Annotated in this window: 17 protein-coding genes; 9 read left to right on the top strand and 8 right to left on the bottom strand. The window is 64.3% G+C overall.

All coding sequences use genetic code 11. The features are described 5' to 3' along the window. Nucleotides 1-8 precede the first annotated feature (8 nt). From FJ930_RS14260 to leuB, 3 genes are all read left to right on the top strand, one after another. The gene (locus tag FJ930_RS14260) at nucleotides 9-392 is read left to right on the top strand and encodes a RidA family protein (RefSeq protein ID WP_141838458.1); all 384 of its coding nucleotides are present in this window, start codon (nucleotides 9-11) and stop codon (nucleotides 390-392) included. Between the two features lie 11 nt (nucleotides 393-403). Continuing rightward, the gene (locus FJ930_RS14255; protein WP_141838456.1) at nucleotides 404-754 is read left to right on the top strand and encodes a VOC family protein; all 351 of its coding nucleotides are present in this window, start codon (nucleotides 404-406) and stop codon (nucleotides 752-754) included. A gap of 297 nt (nucleotides 755-1,051) precedes the next feature. Further along, a complete protein-coding gene (leuB, locus tag FJ930_RS14245) occupies nucleotides 1,052-2,155 on the top strand; it encodes a 3-isopropylmalate dehydrogenase (protein WP_141838455.1) in 1,104 nt (367 codons plus the stop codon). Between the two features lie 119 nt (nucleotides 2,156-2,274). Here the strand turns inward: leuB and FJ930_RS14240 are convergent, their stop codons facing one another. From FJ930_RS14240 to FJ930_RS14230, 3 genes are all read right to left on the bottom strand, one after another. Then, complete coding sequence (locus FJ930_RS14240; protein WP_140740378.1) at nucleotides 2,275-2,733, bottom strand: MarR family winged helix-turn-helix transcriptional regulator; 459 nt, start codon at nucleotides 2,731-2,733, stop codon at nucleotides 2,275-2,277. Then, nucleotides 2,726-3,154, bottom strand: a complete 429-nt coding sequence (locus FJ930_RS14235; RefSeq protein WP_140740375.1) for a polyketide cyclase — start codon at nucleotides 3,152-3,154, stop codon at nucleotides 2,726-2,728. The genes FJ930_RS14240 and FJ930_RS14235 overlap by 8 nt, the downstream gene beginning before the upstream one ends. Nucleotides 3,155-3,331: 177 nt before the next feature. After that, nucleotides 3,332-3,967: a DUF805 domain-containing protein gene (locus FJ930_RS14230; protein ID WP_246676916.1), complete on the bottom strand. Its 636-nt coding sequence runs from the start codon at nucleotides 3,965-3,967 to the stop codon at nucleotides 3,332-3,334. A gap of 75 nt (nucleotides 3,968-4,042) precedes the next feature. Between FJ930_RS14230 and FJ930_RS14225 the strand changes: the two genes are divergently transcribed. Next, the gene (locus FJ930_RS14225) at nucleotides 4,043-4,297 is read left to right on the top strand and encodes a hypothetical protein (RefSeq protein ID WP_246676915.1); all 255 of its coding nucleotides are present in this window, start codon (nucleotides 4,043-4,045) and stop codon (nucleotides 4,295-4,297) included. Here FJ930_RS14225 and FJ930_RS14220 read toward each other — a convergent pair. Further along, complete coding sequence (locus tag FJ930_RS14220) at nucleotides 4,292-6,157, bottom strand: DEAD/DEAH box helicase (RefSeq protein ID WP_141838451.1); 1,866 nt, start codon at nucleotides 6,155-6,157, stop codon at nucleotides 4,292-4,294. The two genes, FJ930_RS14225 and FJ930_RS14220, sit on opposite strands and share 6 nt — an antisense overlap. A 616-nt stretch (nucleotides 6,158-6,773) precedes the next feature. Here FJ930_RS14220 and FJ930_RS14210 point away from each other — a divergent pair. Further along, on the top strand, nucleotides 6,774-7,808 hold the full coding sequence (locus FJ930_RS14210) for an aspartate-semialdehyde dehydrogenase (RefSeq protein ID WP_140740365.1): 1,035 nt from the start codon (nucleotides 6,774-6,776) through the stop codon (nucleotides 7,806-7,808). A 281-nt stretch (nucleotides 7,809-8,089) separates the two neighbouring features. Here the strand turns inward: FJ930_RS14210 and FJ930_RS14205 are convergent, their stop codons facing one another. Next, entirely contained in the window at nucleotides 8,090-8,497 is a 408-nt protein-coding gene (locus FJ930_RS14205; RefSeq protein ID WP_141838447.1) for an ACT domain-containing protein, read from the bottom strand. 182 nt (nucleotides 8,498-8,679) lie between these two features. On the opposite strand from FJ930_RS14205, the gene FJ930_RS14200 reads away from it, so the two are divergent. The 4 genes from FJ930_RS14200 (at nucleotide 8,680) to FJ930_RS14185 (ending at nucleotide 11,065) form a co-directional block, all read left to right on the top strand. Beyond that, nucleotides 8,680-9,585, top strand: coding sequence for a bestrophin family protein (locus FJ930_RS14200; protein WP_141838445.1), 906 nt, complete (start codon nucleotides 8,680-8,682; stop codon nucleotides 9,583-9,585). A gap of 131 nt (nucleotides 9,586-9,716) precedes the next feature. Further along, nucleotides 9,717-10,127, top strand: a complete 411-nt coding sequence (locus tag FJ930_RS14195) for a DoxX family protein (protein WP_141838443.1) — start codon at nucleotides 9,717-9,719, stop codon at nucleotides 10,125-10,127. Nucleotides 10,128-10,144: 17 nt separating this feature from the next. Further along, entirely contained in the window at nucleotides 10,145-10,672 is a 528-nt protein-coding gene (locus FJ930_RS14190; protein WP_141838441.1) for an SRPBCC family protein, read from the top strand. A 129-nt stretch (nucleotides 10,673-10,801) separates the two neighbouring features. Next, nucleotides 10,802-11,065 (top strand): YMGG-like glycine zipper-containing protein, encoded by a 264-nt coding sequence (locus FJ930_RS14185; RefSeq protein WP_140740348.1) that lies wholly within the window; start codon nucleotides 10,802-10,804, stop codon nucleotides 11,063-11,065. A 76-nt stretch (nucleotides 11,066-11,141) separates the two neighbouring features. On the opposite strand, the gene rpsP is transcribed toward FJ930_RS14185, so the two are convergent. From rpsP to ffh, 3 genes are read right to left on the bottom strand one after another with little or no spacing between them, the layout of a single operon-like run. Next, a complete protein-coding gene (gene rpsP, locus FJ930_RS14180; RefSeq protein ID WP_140695945.1) occupies nucleotides 11,142-11,540 on the bottom strand; it encodes a 30S ribosomal protein S16 in 399 nt (132 codons plus the stop codon). A 51-nt stretch (nucleotides 11,541-11,591) separates the two neighbouring features. After that, the gene (locus FJ930_RS14175) at nucleotides 11,592-11,918 is read right to left on the bottom strand and encodes a chorismate mutase (protein ID WP_140610224.1); all 327 of its coding nucleotides are present in this window, start codon (nucleotides 11,916-11,918) and stop codon (nucleotides 11,592-11,594) included. 10 nt (nucleotides 11,919-11,928) lie between these two features. Then, a complete protein-coding gene (gene ffh / locus FJ930_RS14170) occupies nucleotides 11,929-13,518 on the bottom strand; it encodes a signal recognition particle protein (protein ID WP_141838439.1) in 1,590 nt (529 codons plus the stop codon). Between the last annotated feature and the right edge of the window lie 238 nt (nucleotides 13,519-13,756).

Here is a 13,756-nt window from a genome sequence, read left to right as displayed (position 1 = left end):
GGTCCGTCATGCGAAAACTCATCTCCACCGGCTCGCCTTTCGAAAGGACCGCCGGCTATTCGCGCGCGGTGGTGCAGGGCGACTGGTGCTTCGTGTCGGGGACGACGGGCTACGACTATGCGACCATGACGATGCCGGAGACGGTCGAGGCGCAGACGCGCAACTGCCTGGCGACGATCGGCAAGGCACTGAAGGATGGCGGCTTCGACATGGCTGATGTGGTGCGGGCGCATTACTACATCACCGACCAAGCCTTCGTGGACGTGGTCTTTCCGATCCTGGGCGAGACGTTCGGCGACATCCGGCCGGCGGCGACGATGATCGTCTGCCAGCTCAACAAGCCTGAAATGAAGATCGAGATCGAGGTGACGGCGCTGCGGCGAACGGCATAGGGGGCGGAGCGATGGCGGTCCGGCGCATCGTAACCAACATCGCCACAAAGGATATCGCGGCGGCGAAGCGCTTCTATCATGACGTGCTCGGCCTCGATCTGCTCATGGACATGGGCTGGATCGCCACCTACGGCTCCGGGGAGCGGATGCATGTGCAGGTGAGCTTCATGGCGCAAGGCGGATCCGGCACGCCGGTGCCGGACCTGTCGATCGAGGTGGACGATGTGGACGCGGCGCTTGCCGATATGAAGAAGGCTGGCTTTGTCATCGAATTCGGGCCGGCCGACGAACCCTGGGGCGTTCGGCGCTTCTATGTGCGCGATCCCTTCGGCAGGCTGGTGAATATCCTTTCGCATCGGTAGGCGCCCACGGGTTTCTCGCGAGACGCCGGCGGGACAGCGCCCCCCTCTGCCCTGCCGGGCATCTCCCCCGCTTGGGGGGAGATTGGCTGTTTCGACGCCTCGCGCATCCCTGCAAGGTTCGAGATTGCGAAAGGCGGCGTGAAGTCTGATCTCCCCCCAAGTGGGGGAGATGGCCGGCAGGCCAGAGGGGGGCGCGAAGGATCAAGGCGATTGGTGCTTCGCACCAGTCATCCCCTTGCGCCGCAATCACTTGGCGTTTAGCAAAGCGCCGGTTCAAATCTTTCTGGGACGGTTTTCATGGCAATGAAGCATCTTTTCCTGCTCCCCGGCGACGGCATCGGCCCCGAGGCGATGGCCGAGGTCAAGAAACTGATCGCGGCCATGAACGAAAAGCTCGGCAGCGGCTTCGTCACCGACGAGGGCCTGGTCGGCGGCTGCGCCTACGACGCGCATGGCGCGGCGATTTCCGATGCCGACATGGAAAAGGCGATGGCAGCGGACGCGGTGCTGTTCGGCGCGGTCGGCGGGCCGAAATGGGATGCGGTGCCTTACGAGGTGCGCCCGGAAGCCGGCCTGCTGCGGCTGCGCAAGGACATGGAGCTGTTCGCCAATCTGCGCCCCGCCATCTGCTACCCGGCGCTGGCCGCGTCCTCCTCGCTCAAGCAGGAAGTGGTCGAAGGCCTCGACATCCTCATCGTGCGCGAGCTGACCGGTGGCGTCTATTTCGGCGAGCCCAAGCAGATCATCGATCTCGGCAACGGCCAGAAGCGCGGCATCGACACGCAGGTCTACGATACGTTCGAGATCGAGCGCATTTCGGGCGTCGCCTTCGAGCTGGCGCGCACGCGCAAGAATCACGTCACCTCAATGGAAAAGCGCAACGTCATGAAATCGGGCGTGCTGTGGAACGAGGTCGTCACCCAGACCCACAAGGCGCGCTATCCGGACGTCAAGCTCGACCACATGCTGGCCGATGCCGGCGGCATGCAGCTGGTGCGCTGGCCAAAGCAGTTCGACGTCATCGTCACCGACAATCTGTTCGGCGACATGCTGTCCGACATCGCCGCCATGCTGACCGGCTCGATCGGCATGCTGCCGTCGGCCTCGCTCGGCGCGCCTGACGCCAGGACCAAGAAGCGCAAGGCGCTGTACGAGCCGGTGCACGGCTCGGCCCCGGACATCGCCGGCAAGGGCATCGCCAACCCGATCGCCATGATCGCGTCCTTCGCCATGTGCCTGCGCTATTCATTCGGCATGGTCGAGGAGGCCGATCGCCTCGAAGGCGCGATCGCCGCCGTGCTCGATGCCGGTCTGCGAACGAAGGACATCATGTCCGAAGGTATGACAGAGGTCGGCACGGTCGAGATGGGTGACGCCATCATCGCCAAGTTCCTGGCTTAGAGCAGTTCACCGTTTCACAGAAACGGCAATCTGCTCTAACTCCTTGTTTGACGCAAATTCCGGACGGAAAACCGTTCACACTTTTCCTGGAATTGCCCTAGCCGAAGGGCGGCTCGGCCTCAGCGGATATCGCCGGCCAGCCGCCGCAGCAGGCCGACGAGCCGCGCCTCGTCCACCGGTTCGAAAAAGGCCGCGTCGGCGGCCTCTACGGCGGCGATGGCGCGCTGTGCCGCCGCCGCTCCGGTTGGAGTGACGCGGATCACCTTGGCGCGGGAATCCTTGGGGTCCGCCTCGCGTGCGATCAATCCCTTGGCCTCGAGCCTGGCGACGACATCCGACGTCATCTTCACTTCGGTCCCCGCCTGGGCGGCGAGTTGCACCTGGTTGGGCGGCTCGCCATCGCGGCCGAGCCACATGGCCGAGGCCAGGAGCACGAACTGGACATGCGTCAGGTCGAGCGGCGCCAGTGCCGCCGTCATGACGCGCTGCCAGCGCATGGTGGTTCGCCAGAGCAGCAGGCCGGGGCTCTCCGAAGGTCCGCCCTTGAAGCGTGTATTCAAGTCCTGTCCGTCAGCCACGGTTCGCCAACTCCTTTGCCTCTTCGAACAGCCTGGCCATCGAGGTGTCGAAATCGCCGCTGATCTGCGGCCCGAGTTCCGGTCCGACCTCGGCGGCCGACGGGCCCGAGATTTCGAGCCTATGGGTCACCTGCGTGCCGCCTTCGACCGGCACCAGCGTATGCCGGAACAGCAGCGTCGTATCGCCGAACGAGGTTTGGTCGGCATAGGTAACGTTTTCCACGAGATCGACGATGGTGGATTCGAAGGTGTCCTGCCCCACCGGGGTCACCGAGACACGGGTGCCTTTGGCGAATGGCCCGTGCAGCACGAAGGTATCCGACCCTTCATAGGTCAGGCGGCCTTCATGCAAAGCCTTGAGCGCATTCCAGATGGCGCGAGCCGGTAGCGGGGAAATCGCGGTGTACTCATTGCTCCACATAATCTTGCCTCCATCCGTCTTGTCCGATCGATAAATCGATCTGTGCACAGATTATCTGCGCGCGGACTATAATGCAAGCGGAATCTTCAACTCCGACGCTGAACGGCGGATCTCAGCTGTGACTAACCCTTGTTTCTCCGGCTGAGAAACATTCTCGTTTCCTTTTGGGGCTGGCCTCTAAACCCCAACCCCTGCCGGCACCGGCCCCCACGGGTTTTCACCGACCTGAGACGGCGCTAGCCCCAAGACCAGCACGGCCACTCCACCGATGATTGGGATGAAGCAGGGCAAGACAAGCCAGCCGCTCAGGCCGACATCGTGCAGACGCCGCACTGTCAGCGCAATCCATGACAGGCCGAATACCGCCATGAAGATAAGGGCGGGCAGGTATCCTATCGAGCTCCTACCCGCATTGATGCCGAAGCCGTTGATGGCCAGATTGACGAGTATCCCGAAGCCAAGAAGCGCCGCCAGCACAACATTAAAGCATAGCCAAAAGGCCCAGAATTCCTTGCGGCGGGCACGTCCATCGAAATTGAAATAGTTCACGCTCACCGTGCGCCCGAAATAGGCCCACAGTCCCGTGGAACCCTTTTCGGCAGGTCGGCCTGGCCGTGGACCGGTGCTTGACGACGGTGTGGTTGAGGCGGCCATGGCTATATTGTGGGCCGTGCCGTCGTCCGGCTGGAACTCGACGAGCGTTCCCCTGACGAGGGGGATCTCCTGGCTTAGGTCGGTACGCGAAAAGAAATAGCGCTTGCCGTCGGTTCCGTTAATGTACCCGTAATCTTGATCCTGGTCGTAATGAACCACTGCTCCGCGCACACCCTGCCCCCCAATCCTGTAGCAATATGCCAACTGCTACTACAGGTTGTCCACGATTGCAACATGCACGCAAAAAACTGCGACCGCGCCGTCGCTGATCGAGGCGAGCGGCGGGCTGATGCCGGCGATCGATTCCAACGATCAGGCCGGCTGGTACGCCGCGATCCGCAGGATGGCGGACGATCACGCCTGGCGATCATCGCTGGTGGAGCGCATCGCAAGGCAGCACCGGCCGACACGGCATCGGCAAGCTGGGCCGCCATCAAGGCCGGCCTGAAGGAGAGCGCGGCCAGGCAGCGTGACAGCCTTGTCCTATGAAGGGCGTTTCTTCGTCTTGTGCTTTGGCGCACCGGCATTTTCGAATTTCGGCTTGCCGGGCTTTTTCGCCCACGGCTTTGCCTCATGCGCGGCTGCCGGGCGCTGATCGGCTGAAGCCGGTGCACGCTTCTCGAATTTGCGCTTCGGTGCGCTCGGGTCGAACGGCGCCTTGCCGCGATGCGGTTTCTTGTCCGGGGTTGGCGGCTGATAGCCGGCCCGCGACAGGTCCGGCGTGCCCTCCAGCCGCTTGACCGCGATGTTGCCCTGCAATTTGCGGTCCGGACCGATCGCGGCGAGAAAGCGGTCGGCCCAGTCGGCGGCGATCTGCACGAAGGTTTCCTCCGGCTGCATCTTGATGGCGCCGATTTCGCGCTTGGAGATGCCGCCGGCGCGGCACAGCATCGGGATCAGCCAGCGCGGCTCGGCATTCTGCCGGCGCCCGACCGACAGCGAAAACCAGACACTGGCGCCGAAATCATCACGGCGGCTGGGCGCCTCGTCGCGGCGGGCGAATTTTTCGCCCGCCTGGCTGTCACGCGAAGGCGTGAACGGCGCGACATCCATCAGATCCTCGGGCGCCGAGCGGCTGGACCGGCACTGGCGCACGAAAGCGGCCGCCACCTGCTCGGCGCCGTGCCTGGAGAGAAGCGCGTCGATGAAAGCGCGCTCGTCCTCCTTCACCGGTTCGTCAAAGGCCGGATCGGCTAGGATGCGCTCGTCGTCGCGCCGCATGACGTCGTCGGCCGAGGGCGGGCTTGCCCATGTCGCCGTCAGCTTGGCGCTCTGCAGCAGCCGTTCGGTGCGCCTGCGGGCGCTGTTAGGCACGATCAGCGCGCTGACGCCCTTGCGCCCGGCGCGCCCGGTGCGGCCGCTGCGGTGCAGCAGCGTTTCGGGATTGGTCGGCAGGTCGGCATGGATCACCAGTTCGAGGTTGGGCAGGTCGATGCCGCGCGCCGCCACATCGGTGGCGATGCAGACTTTCGCGCGGCCGTCGCGCATCGCCTGCAAGGCATGGCTGCGTTCGTTCTGGCTGAGCTCGCCCGAAAGCGCGACGACGGAGAAATTGCGATTGTTGAAGCGCGCGGTGAGATGGTTGACCGCGGCGCGCGTGTTGCAGAACACCAGCGCGTTCTTGGCTTCGTAATAGCGCAGCACGTTGATGATGGCGTTCTCGCGGTCGGCCTGGGCGACGCTGAGCGCCCGGTATTCGATGTCGAGGTGCTGCTTCTCCTCGCCGGCGGCCGAGATGCGCACGGCATCGCGCTGGTAGCCCTGGGCGAGCGTCGCGATGGAGCGCGGCACGGTGGCCGAGAACATCAGGGTGCGGCGATCGGTGGGCGCGGCGTCGAGGATGAATTCGAGATCCTCGCGAAAGCCGAGGTCGAGCATCTCGTCGGCCTCGTCGAGCACAACGGCCTTCAATGCCGACATGTCGAGCGAATTGCGGGTGATGTGGTCGCGCAGGCGACCAGGCGTGCCGACGACGATGTGGGCGCCACGCTCCAGCGCGCGCCGTTCGGTGCGCATGTCCATGCCGCCGACGCAGGACGCCACGGTGGCTCCGGTCAGCTCGTAGAGCCATTCCAGTTCGCGCGTCACCTGTAGCGCCAGTTCGCGCGTCGGCGCCACTGCCAATGCCAGCGGCGCGGCGGCACCGGAAAAGCGTTCGGCGCCATCGAGAAGCGTCGGCGCCATGGCGAGGCCGAAGGCCACGGTCTTGCCCGAGCCGGTCTGCGCCGACACCAATGCGTCGGACTGGCCGAGCTCCAGCACCGCCTTTTGCACCGGCGTCAGCTCGGCATAGCCGCGTTTTTCCAGCGCTTGTGCCAGCGCAGGAACGACCCCTTCGAAGTTGGACATCTCGTTCTTTCGGAATTCAGGGTTCCGCGCTCATCATGGAGCACATACCGGGGCTGGCGCAGCGCCAGCCAAAACAATCTTGGCCGTTCGTACTTCCTGGCGCCGCTCTTGTACAGGGCAAGAGGTACCGCTTTCCCTTCTCCCCCTGTGGGAGAAGGTGGATCGGCGCGCAGCGCCAAGACGGTTGAGGTGTGCTGGAAGGATCGCCGTCGGTGCCAAGCTGGAGCACCCCTCATCCGACCGAGCTTTGCTCGGCCACCTTCCCCCACAAAGGGGGGAAGGGAAGAGCAGCGTCGCGCGACCAATTGACTCCTGCCGCAAACCGCGTAAAAGCCCGCTTCGAACGGGATCGTTTTTCGATGCGCGGCCTCTCGATGGCTCCTCTTGCATTCGATGCCCCCTGCCACGATGTAAACCATCGGGCCGGGCGCGTCGGCGCGTCGCCTCGTTCCGGCAAAACCCTATTCTTGGCCAAGAAAACCACCAAAACCACCACCAAAACGGTGTGATTCCCTTGGCCTAACCACCCTCTCCCGGGTCCGGCCCGGGGGACGGAACCCGCATCGGCCGGCGGGTTTTCTCCAACAAACCAAGCGGAGAGGGACAGGAGATTTCGATGAGTTTCAAGGTTGCAGTCGTCGGCGCCACGGGCAATGTGGGCCGGGAAATGCTCAACATACTGGAAGAGCGCGGCTTTCCGGTTAGCGAAGTGGTGGCGCTGGCCTCGCGGCGCAGCATGGGCACGGAAGTGTCGTTCGGCGACCGTACGCTGAAGGTCAGGCCGCTCGACCAGTATGATTTTTCCGACACCGACATCTGCATCATGTCGGCGGGCGGCAACGTCTCCAAGGAATGGTCGCCGAAGATCGGCAAGCAGGGCTGCGTGGTCATCGATAATTCGTCGGCCTTCCGCTACGACCAGGACGTGCCGCTCATCGTGCCGGAAGTGAATCCGGATGCGATCTCGCTGTTCACACGCAAGAACATCATCGCCAATCCGAACTGCTCGACGGCGCAGCTGGTCGTGGCGCTGAAGCCGCTGCATGATGTCGCGACCATCAAGCGTGTCGTCGTCGCCACCTACCAGTCGGTGTCCGGCGCGGGCAAGGAAGGCATGGACGAGCTCTTTACCCAGACCCGCGCGGTATTCGTCGCCGATCAGGTCGACGTCAAGAAGTTCACCAAGCGCATCGCCTTCAACGTCATCCCGCATATCGACGTCTTCCTCGACGACGGCTTCACCAAGGAAGAGTGGAAGATGGTCGCCGAAACCAAGAAGATGCTCGACCCCAAGATCAAGCTGACGGCGACCTGCGTGCGCGTGCCGGTGTTCATCGGCCACTCGGAAGCGGTCAATATCGAGTTCGAAAAGCCGATCACCGCCGACGAGGCACGCGACATCCTGCGCGATGCCCCCGGATGCCAGGTCTTGGACAAGCGCGAGGACGGCGGCTACATCACGCCGCTCGAATCGGCCGGCGAGGACGCCACCTTCATCTCGCGCATCCGCGAGGATTCGACCGTCGACAACGGCCTGTCGATGTGGGTCGTCTCCGACAATCTGCGCAAGGGCGCGGCGCTGAACGCCGTGCAGATCGCAGAGTTGCTGATCGAGCGTGGCCTGATCCAGCCGAAGCAGAAGGCGGCTTAGTTTTCGCTCACGGGCCGTGTCGCCGCTGCCGCGGCGGGCCCTCCGCGAGGGCGCCGGACGACCGGCGGCCCGCGGTCGCGGGCTCGGCGCCTCTCTTCCTTCTCCCCTTGTGGGAGAAGGTGGATCGGCGCACAGCACCGAGACGGTTGAGGGGTGCTGGAAGGAATGAGACATCGGTGCTTTCTGGAGCACCCCTCATCCGACCGAGCTTCGCTCGGCCACCTTCTCCCACAAGGGGAGAAGGGAAGGCCTGCACCTACCTATGTTCGCAGGTGCTGATTTCAGCCTGCGTTGTCCCTGGCCAACTGGCGCAGCAACCCCAATGCCTCCCGAGCCCGGTCCGCGGGGACGAACAGGTGGTCGTGATAAAAGCCCGAGACCGGATTGACGCCCATGCCGGCGGCGGCGAGCCGCGCGGTGATGGCGGCGAGGAAGCCGACTGCTTCCAGCGACGAGTGAATGTTCAGCGTGATCATCCGGCAGCGGAATGAAGCGGCCAGCCCCGTGATATGGGCGGCCATCTCAGTTACAATCAACGTCGTGCCCTCGCGCTCGCGAAACATCATGACCGGATCGAGGCCTTCCGGCCGGAGAACGCCGGGCGCCAGCGTCGCGAAGACATAGGTGCCATCGAGCAATTCCGGCGTCATCGATGCCAGCAGCTTTTTCAGATCGGTCTCGCCGGTCATTTTTCTCGCCTGAACAGGGATGCCTCACCGCCGCGCAATTTCCTCAATATCCGCAACTGCCGGATGCCGATAGTCCGCACACCGCGCGACATCGCGATGTCGCTGGCGGCCGGGCTTGCGCATCTGTCCGATCGCACAATACAGGAGTTGAGGGCCGACGCCGGTCCGTGAAAGGCCCTTCGATGATCGTTCGCCCGCGCCCCACCTTTCTGCAGCTGTTCTTCGTCATGCGCGGCTCCGTGGTGCCGCGCATCCTGCCGCAGATCCTTGGCTTCGCGCTTTATTCGGCGGTCATTCTTGTCGTGGCGCGCCAGTTTCACCTCGACCTCGGCGCCTTCAGCATCGCGCCTTTCGGGTTGGTGGGCGTCACCTTGTCGATCTACCTTTCGTTCCGCAACAATGCCGCCTATGACCGCTGGTGGGAGGCGCGCAAGCTGTGGGGCGCGCTGGTCTTCGAAATCCGCAATCTGGCCCGCGCCACCACCAGCCTCATTCCCGACCAGGTCGAGCAGCGCGCCCTGCTGATGGAGGCGCTGGCCTTCTGTCACTTTCTGCGCGGACAGTTGCGCAAGATCGACAGCGTGAAAGACGCCAGCGCCTTCATCGATGCCGAGGCGGAGCGGGCCGCAAGCTTCGCCAATCCGGCGGACGAGATGGTCAGGCGCATGGGCCGGCGCGCCAATGCCCAGCGCCGGGGCGGTGACCTCGACGCGATCGGCTTCCGCATCCTGGATGAAAGACTGGCGTCGATATCGGCCATCCAGGCCGGCTGCGAGCGGATCGCCGGCACGCCATTGCCCTTCGCCTATACGCTGCTGGTGCACCGCACGGCCTACATCGTCTGCCTGCTTCTACCCATCGGCCTGATCTCGACCGCCGGCTGGGCAACGCCGCTGTTCACGGCGCTGATCGCCTACACCTTCTTCGGTCTCGACGCGCTTTCGGAAGAACTCGAGGATCCGTTCGGCACCGAAGCCAACGACCTTGCCCTCGACGGCCTGTGCCGCGTCTGCGAAATCTCGGTGTTCGAGGCGCTTGGCGAGACGCCGCCGAAGATGATCCCGGCTCAGAGGTTCTACTTCTCCTAATATCCGGTCCAGCTTGCCGCCCGCGACCGGACGGATCAAAAAGACTCCAGGACCCTGTAGGATTGCCGCCCAATGCCGCGTCCTTGGTTCGACCCCGCAAAAGGGCTCAAACCAACCGGAGGGAAGAACCAATGAACATTTCCGAAGCCGCGCCCGTCTCGTCCGGCGCCTTGTGGACCGGTCGCGTGTTCAGCGGCCTCATTGTCCTGTTCATGATCTTCGACGGCGCCATCAAGCTGCCGCCGCTCGACGTGGTGACCCAGTCGATGGTGCCGCTCGGCTGGCCGGCCGATCCGAATGTCGCGCGCATGCTTGGTGCCATCGGCCTGGTCTCGACGGCGCTCTACGCATGGCCGCGCACCTCGGTGCTCGGCGCCATCCTGCTCACCGCCTATATGGGCGGCGCCATCGCCACCAACGTACGTGTCGACAACCCTTTGTTCTCGCACACGCTGTTCGGCGTCTATCTCGGCATCATCCTGTGGGGCGGCCTCTATCTGCGCGACCCCCGCGTGCGCGCGCTGATCCCGTTCAGCCGATAATTCCGGAGGAGAGAAAAATGTTCAGCACCATCCTCATCATCCTGGTCATCATCATTGCCGCCGTTCTCATCTACGCCGCGACACGGCCGAATGATTTCGTCACCACCCGCACGGCCACCATCAAAGCCCCGCCTGAAGCGATCTTCCCGCTGATCAACGATTTCAGCCGCTGGCCGACATGGTCGCCCTATGAAAAGATCGACCCGGATATGAAGCGGACGCTCTCCGGCGCGGCAAGCGGCAAGGGTGCCGCCTATGCCTGGGAAGGCAATGGCAAGGCCGGCAAGGGCCGCATGGAGATCGTCACTTCCGTTCCGTCCTCGCTGGTTTCGCTCAAGCTCGATTTCGAGAAGCCGTTCCGCGCCAACAACACGGTCGACTTCACCTTGGTGCCCTCAGGCGAGAACACCGCCGTCAGTTGGGCGATGCGCGGCAGCCGGCCCTTCATCGCCAAGCTGATGGGCCTTTTCATGAATTTCGACACGCTGATCGGCAGGGATTTCGAGGCCGGTCTCGCCAATCTGAAACGCAACACCGAGGCATGAGCGGCGTGGGACGCCGCTGCTTGTCCGAGCGCGCGGTGCCTCGATCTTCGATCTTTTCGGATCAAATTAGCCGTCTGAGAGTTAAGGGCTTGGCGGCGAGACGGCGACCCGCGTGTGAGAGGAACCAAAATGAAGAAGATCTTGACTGTTCTGGTGTTGGCGACGGCGCTCGGTGCATGTTCGCAGACGGAAAAAGGCGCGGCCGTGGGCGGCCTTGGCGGTGCCGCGGTTGGCGCGGCCGTTGCCGGGGATCCGGTCCAGGGCGCTGTCGTCGGCGGTGCTGTCGGCGCCGTGGCGGGCGCCCTGATCGGCCATGCCAGCGAAAGCGGCCAGTGCCGGTACCGCGATCGCCATGGGCGGGTCTATATCGACCGCTGCCCGAGCGGCTATTAAGCGCTCTTGGGACCGCGGACAGCAGAACGGCGGGCATAGGCCCGCCGTTCTCGTATCCGCTAGGGATGCGAAGCGATTACTCCGCCGTGGCGGCCTCTTCCGCCGGCGCGGCGGCTGCGGCCGCAACAGCGGCAGCGGCGTCGTCCTGCGCCTTCTTCAGAAGTGCCGCGCGTTCCTGGGCCTTCTTGCCCGGCTCGGCCTTCTTCGGGTTGGAGCGGGCGTCGCGCTTGGCAAGGCCGGCCTCGTCGAGGAAGCGCAGCACGCGGTCGGTCGGCTGGGCGCCGTGCGACAGCCAGTGCTTGACGCGGTCGGCGTCGACCTTGACGCGTTCGCCGTCCTTCGGCAGCAGCGGGTTCCAGGAGCCGAGCGACTCGATGAAACGGCCGTCGCGCGGCGAACGGGCGTCGGCGACGACGACGTGGTAGTAAGGACGCTTCTTCGAGCCCGCACGGGCCAGTCTGATCTTCAGTGCCATTTCTTTCTCTCCTAAAAGCTCTGATTTCGTTGATGAGATTGTGGCTGGTTGTCAGCCGGTTTTCGTCACGCCGTTGGCAGCGGCGATCTGTTCGTGGTGCCGGATCACTTCGCGGACGACGAAGTTGAGGAATTTCTCGGCGAAGTCCGGATCGAGATGCGCGTCCTTGGCCAGCTGGCGAAGACGGGCTATCTGCTGCTGCTCGCGTGCCGGATCGGCCGGCGGCAGGCCATGCTCCGCCTTCAGGACGCCGACCGCCTTGGTGCAGCGGAAGCGCTCGGCCAGCATATGGATGAGCGCGGCGTCGATATTGTCGATCGAAGCGCGATAGCCGGCCAGGACAATGCGGGCGTCCGCCATGTCTTTTTCCTCGTTCACAGCGCGCCCCTCACTTCTTCTTGCCAAGGCCGGGCAGCCCGCCGCCCAGGCCCGGCAGCTTCATGCCACCAGGCAGGCCGGGCAGGCCACCGCCGGGGAGGCCGCCGGGCAGACCCTTCATGCCGCCGAGACCAGCGGCCTGCGCCTGCTTCTGCAACGCTTCGAGCTGCTTGGGATCCATCTTCGACAGGTCCGGCATGCCGCCCATTCCACCGGGCATCATGCCGCCCCCCAAACCACCAAGTCCCATCTTGGAGGCGAGACCGCCCATCATGCCGCGCATCAGGCCGCCGCCTTTGCCCTTGCCGCCCATCGCCTTCATCATGTCGGCCATGCCGCGATGCATCTTCAGGAGCTTGTTGATCTCTGCCGCGTCGGTGCCGGAGCCGGCCGCGATGCGCTTCTTGCGCGAGTGCTTGAGAATGTGGGGGTTGGCGCGCTCGGCCTTGGTCATCGAGGAGATGATGGCGAGCTGACGGCCGAACATCTTGTCGTCGAGGCCGGCGGCGGCCATCTGGTCCTTCATCTTGCCCATGCCGGGCATCATGCCCATGATGCCACCCATGCCGCCCATCTTGGACATCTGCTGAAGCTGCTGGGCCAAATCGTTCAGGTCGAACTTGCCCGACTGCATCTTCCTGGCCATCGCCGCCGCCTGCTCGGCGTCGATGTTCTCGGCGGCCTTCTCGACGAGGCTGACGATGTCGCCCATGCCCAGGATGCGGTCGGCGATGCGCTTGGGGTGGAATTCCTCCAGACCGTCCATCTTCTCGCCGGTGCCGATCAGCTTGATCGGCTTGCCGGTGACGGCGCGCATCGAAAGGGCCGCACCGCCACGGCCGTCGCCGTCCATGCGGGTCAGCACCAGACCGGTGATGCCGACGCGTTCGTCGAAGCTCTTCGCCAGGTTGACCGCGTCCTGGCCGGTCAGCGAGTCCGCGACCAGCAGGATCTCGTGCGGGTTCGACACCTTCTTGATGTCGGCCATCTCGACCATCAGCGGTTCGTCGATATGCGTGCGGCCGGCGGTGTCGAGAATGACGACGTCATGGCCGCCGAGCTTGGCCGCCTGCACGGCGCGCCTGGCGATGTCGACGGGGCTCTGCCCGGCAATGATCGGCAGCGTCGCCACCTTGGTCTGCTCGCCGAGCTGGCGCAGCTGCTCCTGCGCGGCGGGACGCCGCGTGTCGAGCGAGGCCATCAGGACCTTCTTGTTCTGACGCTCGGTCAGCCGCTTGGCGATCTTGGCCGAAGTCGTCGTCTTGCCGGAGCCCTGCAGGCCGACCATCATGACGACGACGGGCGCCGGCGCATTGAGATCGATGGCGACGCCCTCTGCGCCGAGCATGTCGACCAGTTCGTCATGGACGATCTTGACGACCATCTGGCCGGGCTTGATCGACTTCAGCACCGCGGCGCCGACGGCCTTTTCGCGCACCTTGTCGGTAAAGGAGCGCACCACTTCAAGCGCGACGTCGGCCTCGAGCAGCGCACGGCGCACCTCGCGAAGCGCTGCCGAGACATCAGCCTCCGACAGCGCGCCACGACCGGTGAGGCCGTTCAGGATGGAGCCAAGGCGCTCCTGCAGCGATTCAAACATTCTTTGTCCTTTTCCCTGACACCCGGATGGTGCCCGAGAGGTAATGCGTTCGCGCCCCGTCTCCAAGCAAAACCCAGTCCAAACAAAAGCCAAAACCAAAAAGCACCCGGGGGCGCACAGCGCTGCCGGGTGTTGGCCTCCAGGATCGGTTTACAGCACTTGGCCTCAAAGAGGCTTCGGCGTCCTGGTCGGCTTGCTCGGAGGGATACTCGTCGCGGAATTCGAGGCGTGTAGACAG

This window comes from Mesorhizobium sp. B2-4-15, assembly GCF_006658505.1.
GTDB lineage: Bacteria > Pseudomonadota > Alphaproteobacteria > Rhizobiales > Rhizobiaceae > Mesorhizobium.
This window is presented reverse-complemented; position numbering and strand designations above follow the sequence as displayed.

What these genes read in the sequence shown, in the direction of transcription:
- FJ930_RS14260 (WP_141838458.1), top strand. Translation starts at nt 9, where the DNA reads ATGCGAAAACTCATCTCCACCGGCTCGCCTTTCGAAAGGACCGCCGGC.
- rpsP (WP_140695945.1), bottom strand. Translation starts at nt 11,540, where the DNA reads ATGGCACTGAAGATCAGACTGGCCCGTGCGGGCTCGAAGAAGCGTCCT.
- FJ930_RS14220 (WP_141838451.1), bottom strand. Translation starts at nt 6,157, where the DNA reads ATGTCCAACTTCGAAGGGGTCGTTCCTGCGCTGGCACAAGCGCTGGAA.
- FJ930_RS14235 (WP_140740375.1), bottom strand. Translation starts at nt 3,154, where the DNA reads ATGTGGAGCAATGAGTACACCGCGATTTCCCCGCTACCGGCTCGCGCC.
- FJ930_RS14195 (WP_141838443.1), top strand. Translation starts at nt 9,717, where the DNA reads ATGAACATTTCCGAAGCCGCGCCCGTCTCGTCCGGCGCCTTGTGGACC.
- leuB (WP_141838455.1), top strand. Translation starts at nt 1,052, where the DNA reads ATGGCAATGAAGCATCTTTTCCTGCTCCCCGGCGACGGCATCGGCCCC.
- FJ930_RS14200 (WP_141838445.1), top strand. Translation starts at nt 8,680, where the DNA reads ATGATCGTTCGCCCGCGCCCCACCTTTCTGCAGCTGTTCTTCGTCATG.
- FJ930_RS14225 (WP_246676915.1), top strand. Translation starts at nt 4,043, where the DNA reads ATGCACGCAAAAAACTGCGACCGCGCCGTCGCTGATCGAGGCGAGCGG.
- FJ930_RS14255 (WP_141838456.1), top strand. Translation starts at nt 404, where the DNA reads ATGGCGGTCCGGCGCATCGTAACCAACATCGCCACAAAGGATATCGCG.
- ffh (WP_141838439.1), bottom strand. Translation starts at nt 13,518, where the DNA reads ATGTTTGAATCGCTGCAGGAGCGCCTTGGCTCCATCCTGAACGGCCTC.
- FJ930_RS14185 (WP_140740348.1), top strand. Translation starts at nt 10,802, where the DNA reads ATGAAGAAGATCTTGACTGTTCTGGTGTTGGCGACGGCGCTCGGTGCA.
- FJ930_RS14190 (WP_141838441.1), top strand. Translation starts at nt 10,145, where the DNA reads ATGTTCAGCACCATCCTCATCATCCTGGTCATCATCATTGCCGCCGTT.
- FJ930_RS14205 (WP_141838447.1), bottom strand. Translation starts at nt 8,497, where the DNA reads ATGACCGGCGAGACCGATCTGAAAAAGCTGCTGGCATCGATGACGCCG.
- FJ930_RS14210 (WP_140740365.1), top strand. Translation starts at nt 6,774, where the DNA reads ATGAGTTTCAAGGTTGCAGTCGTCGGCGCCACGGGCAATGTGGGCCGG.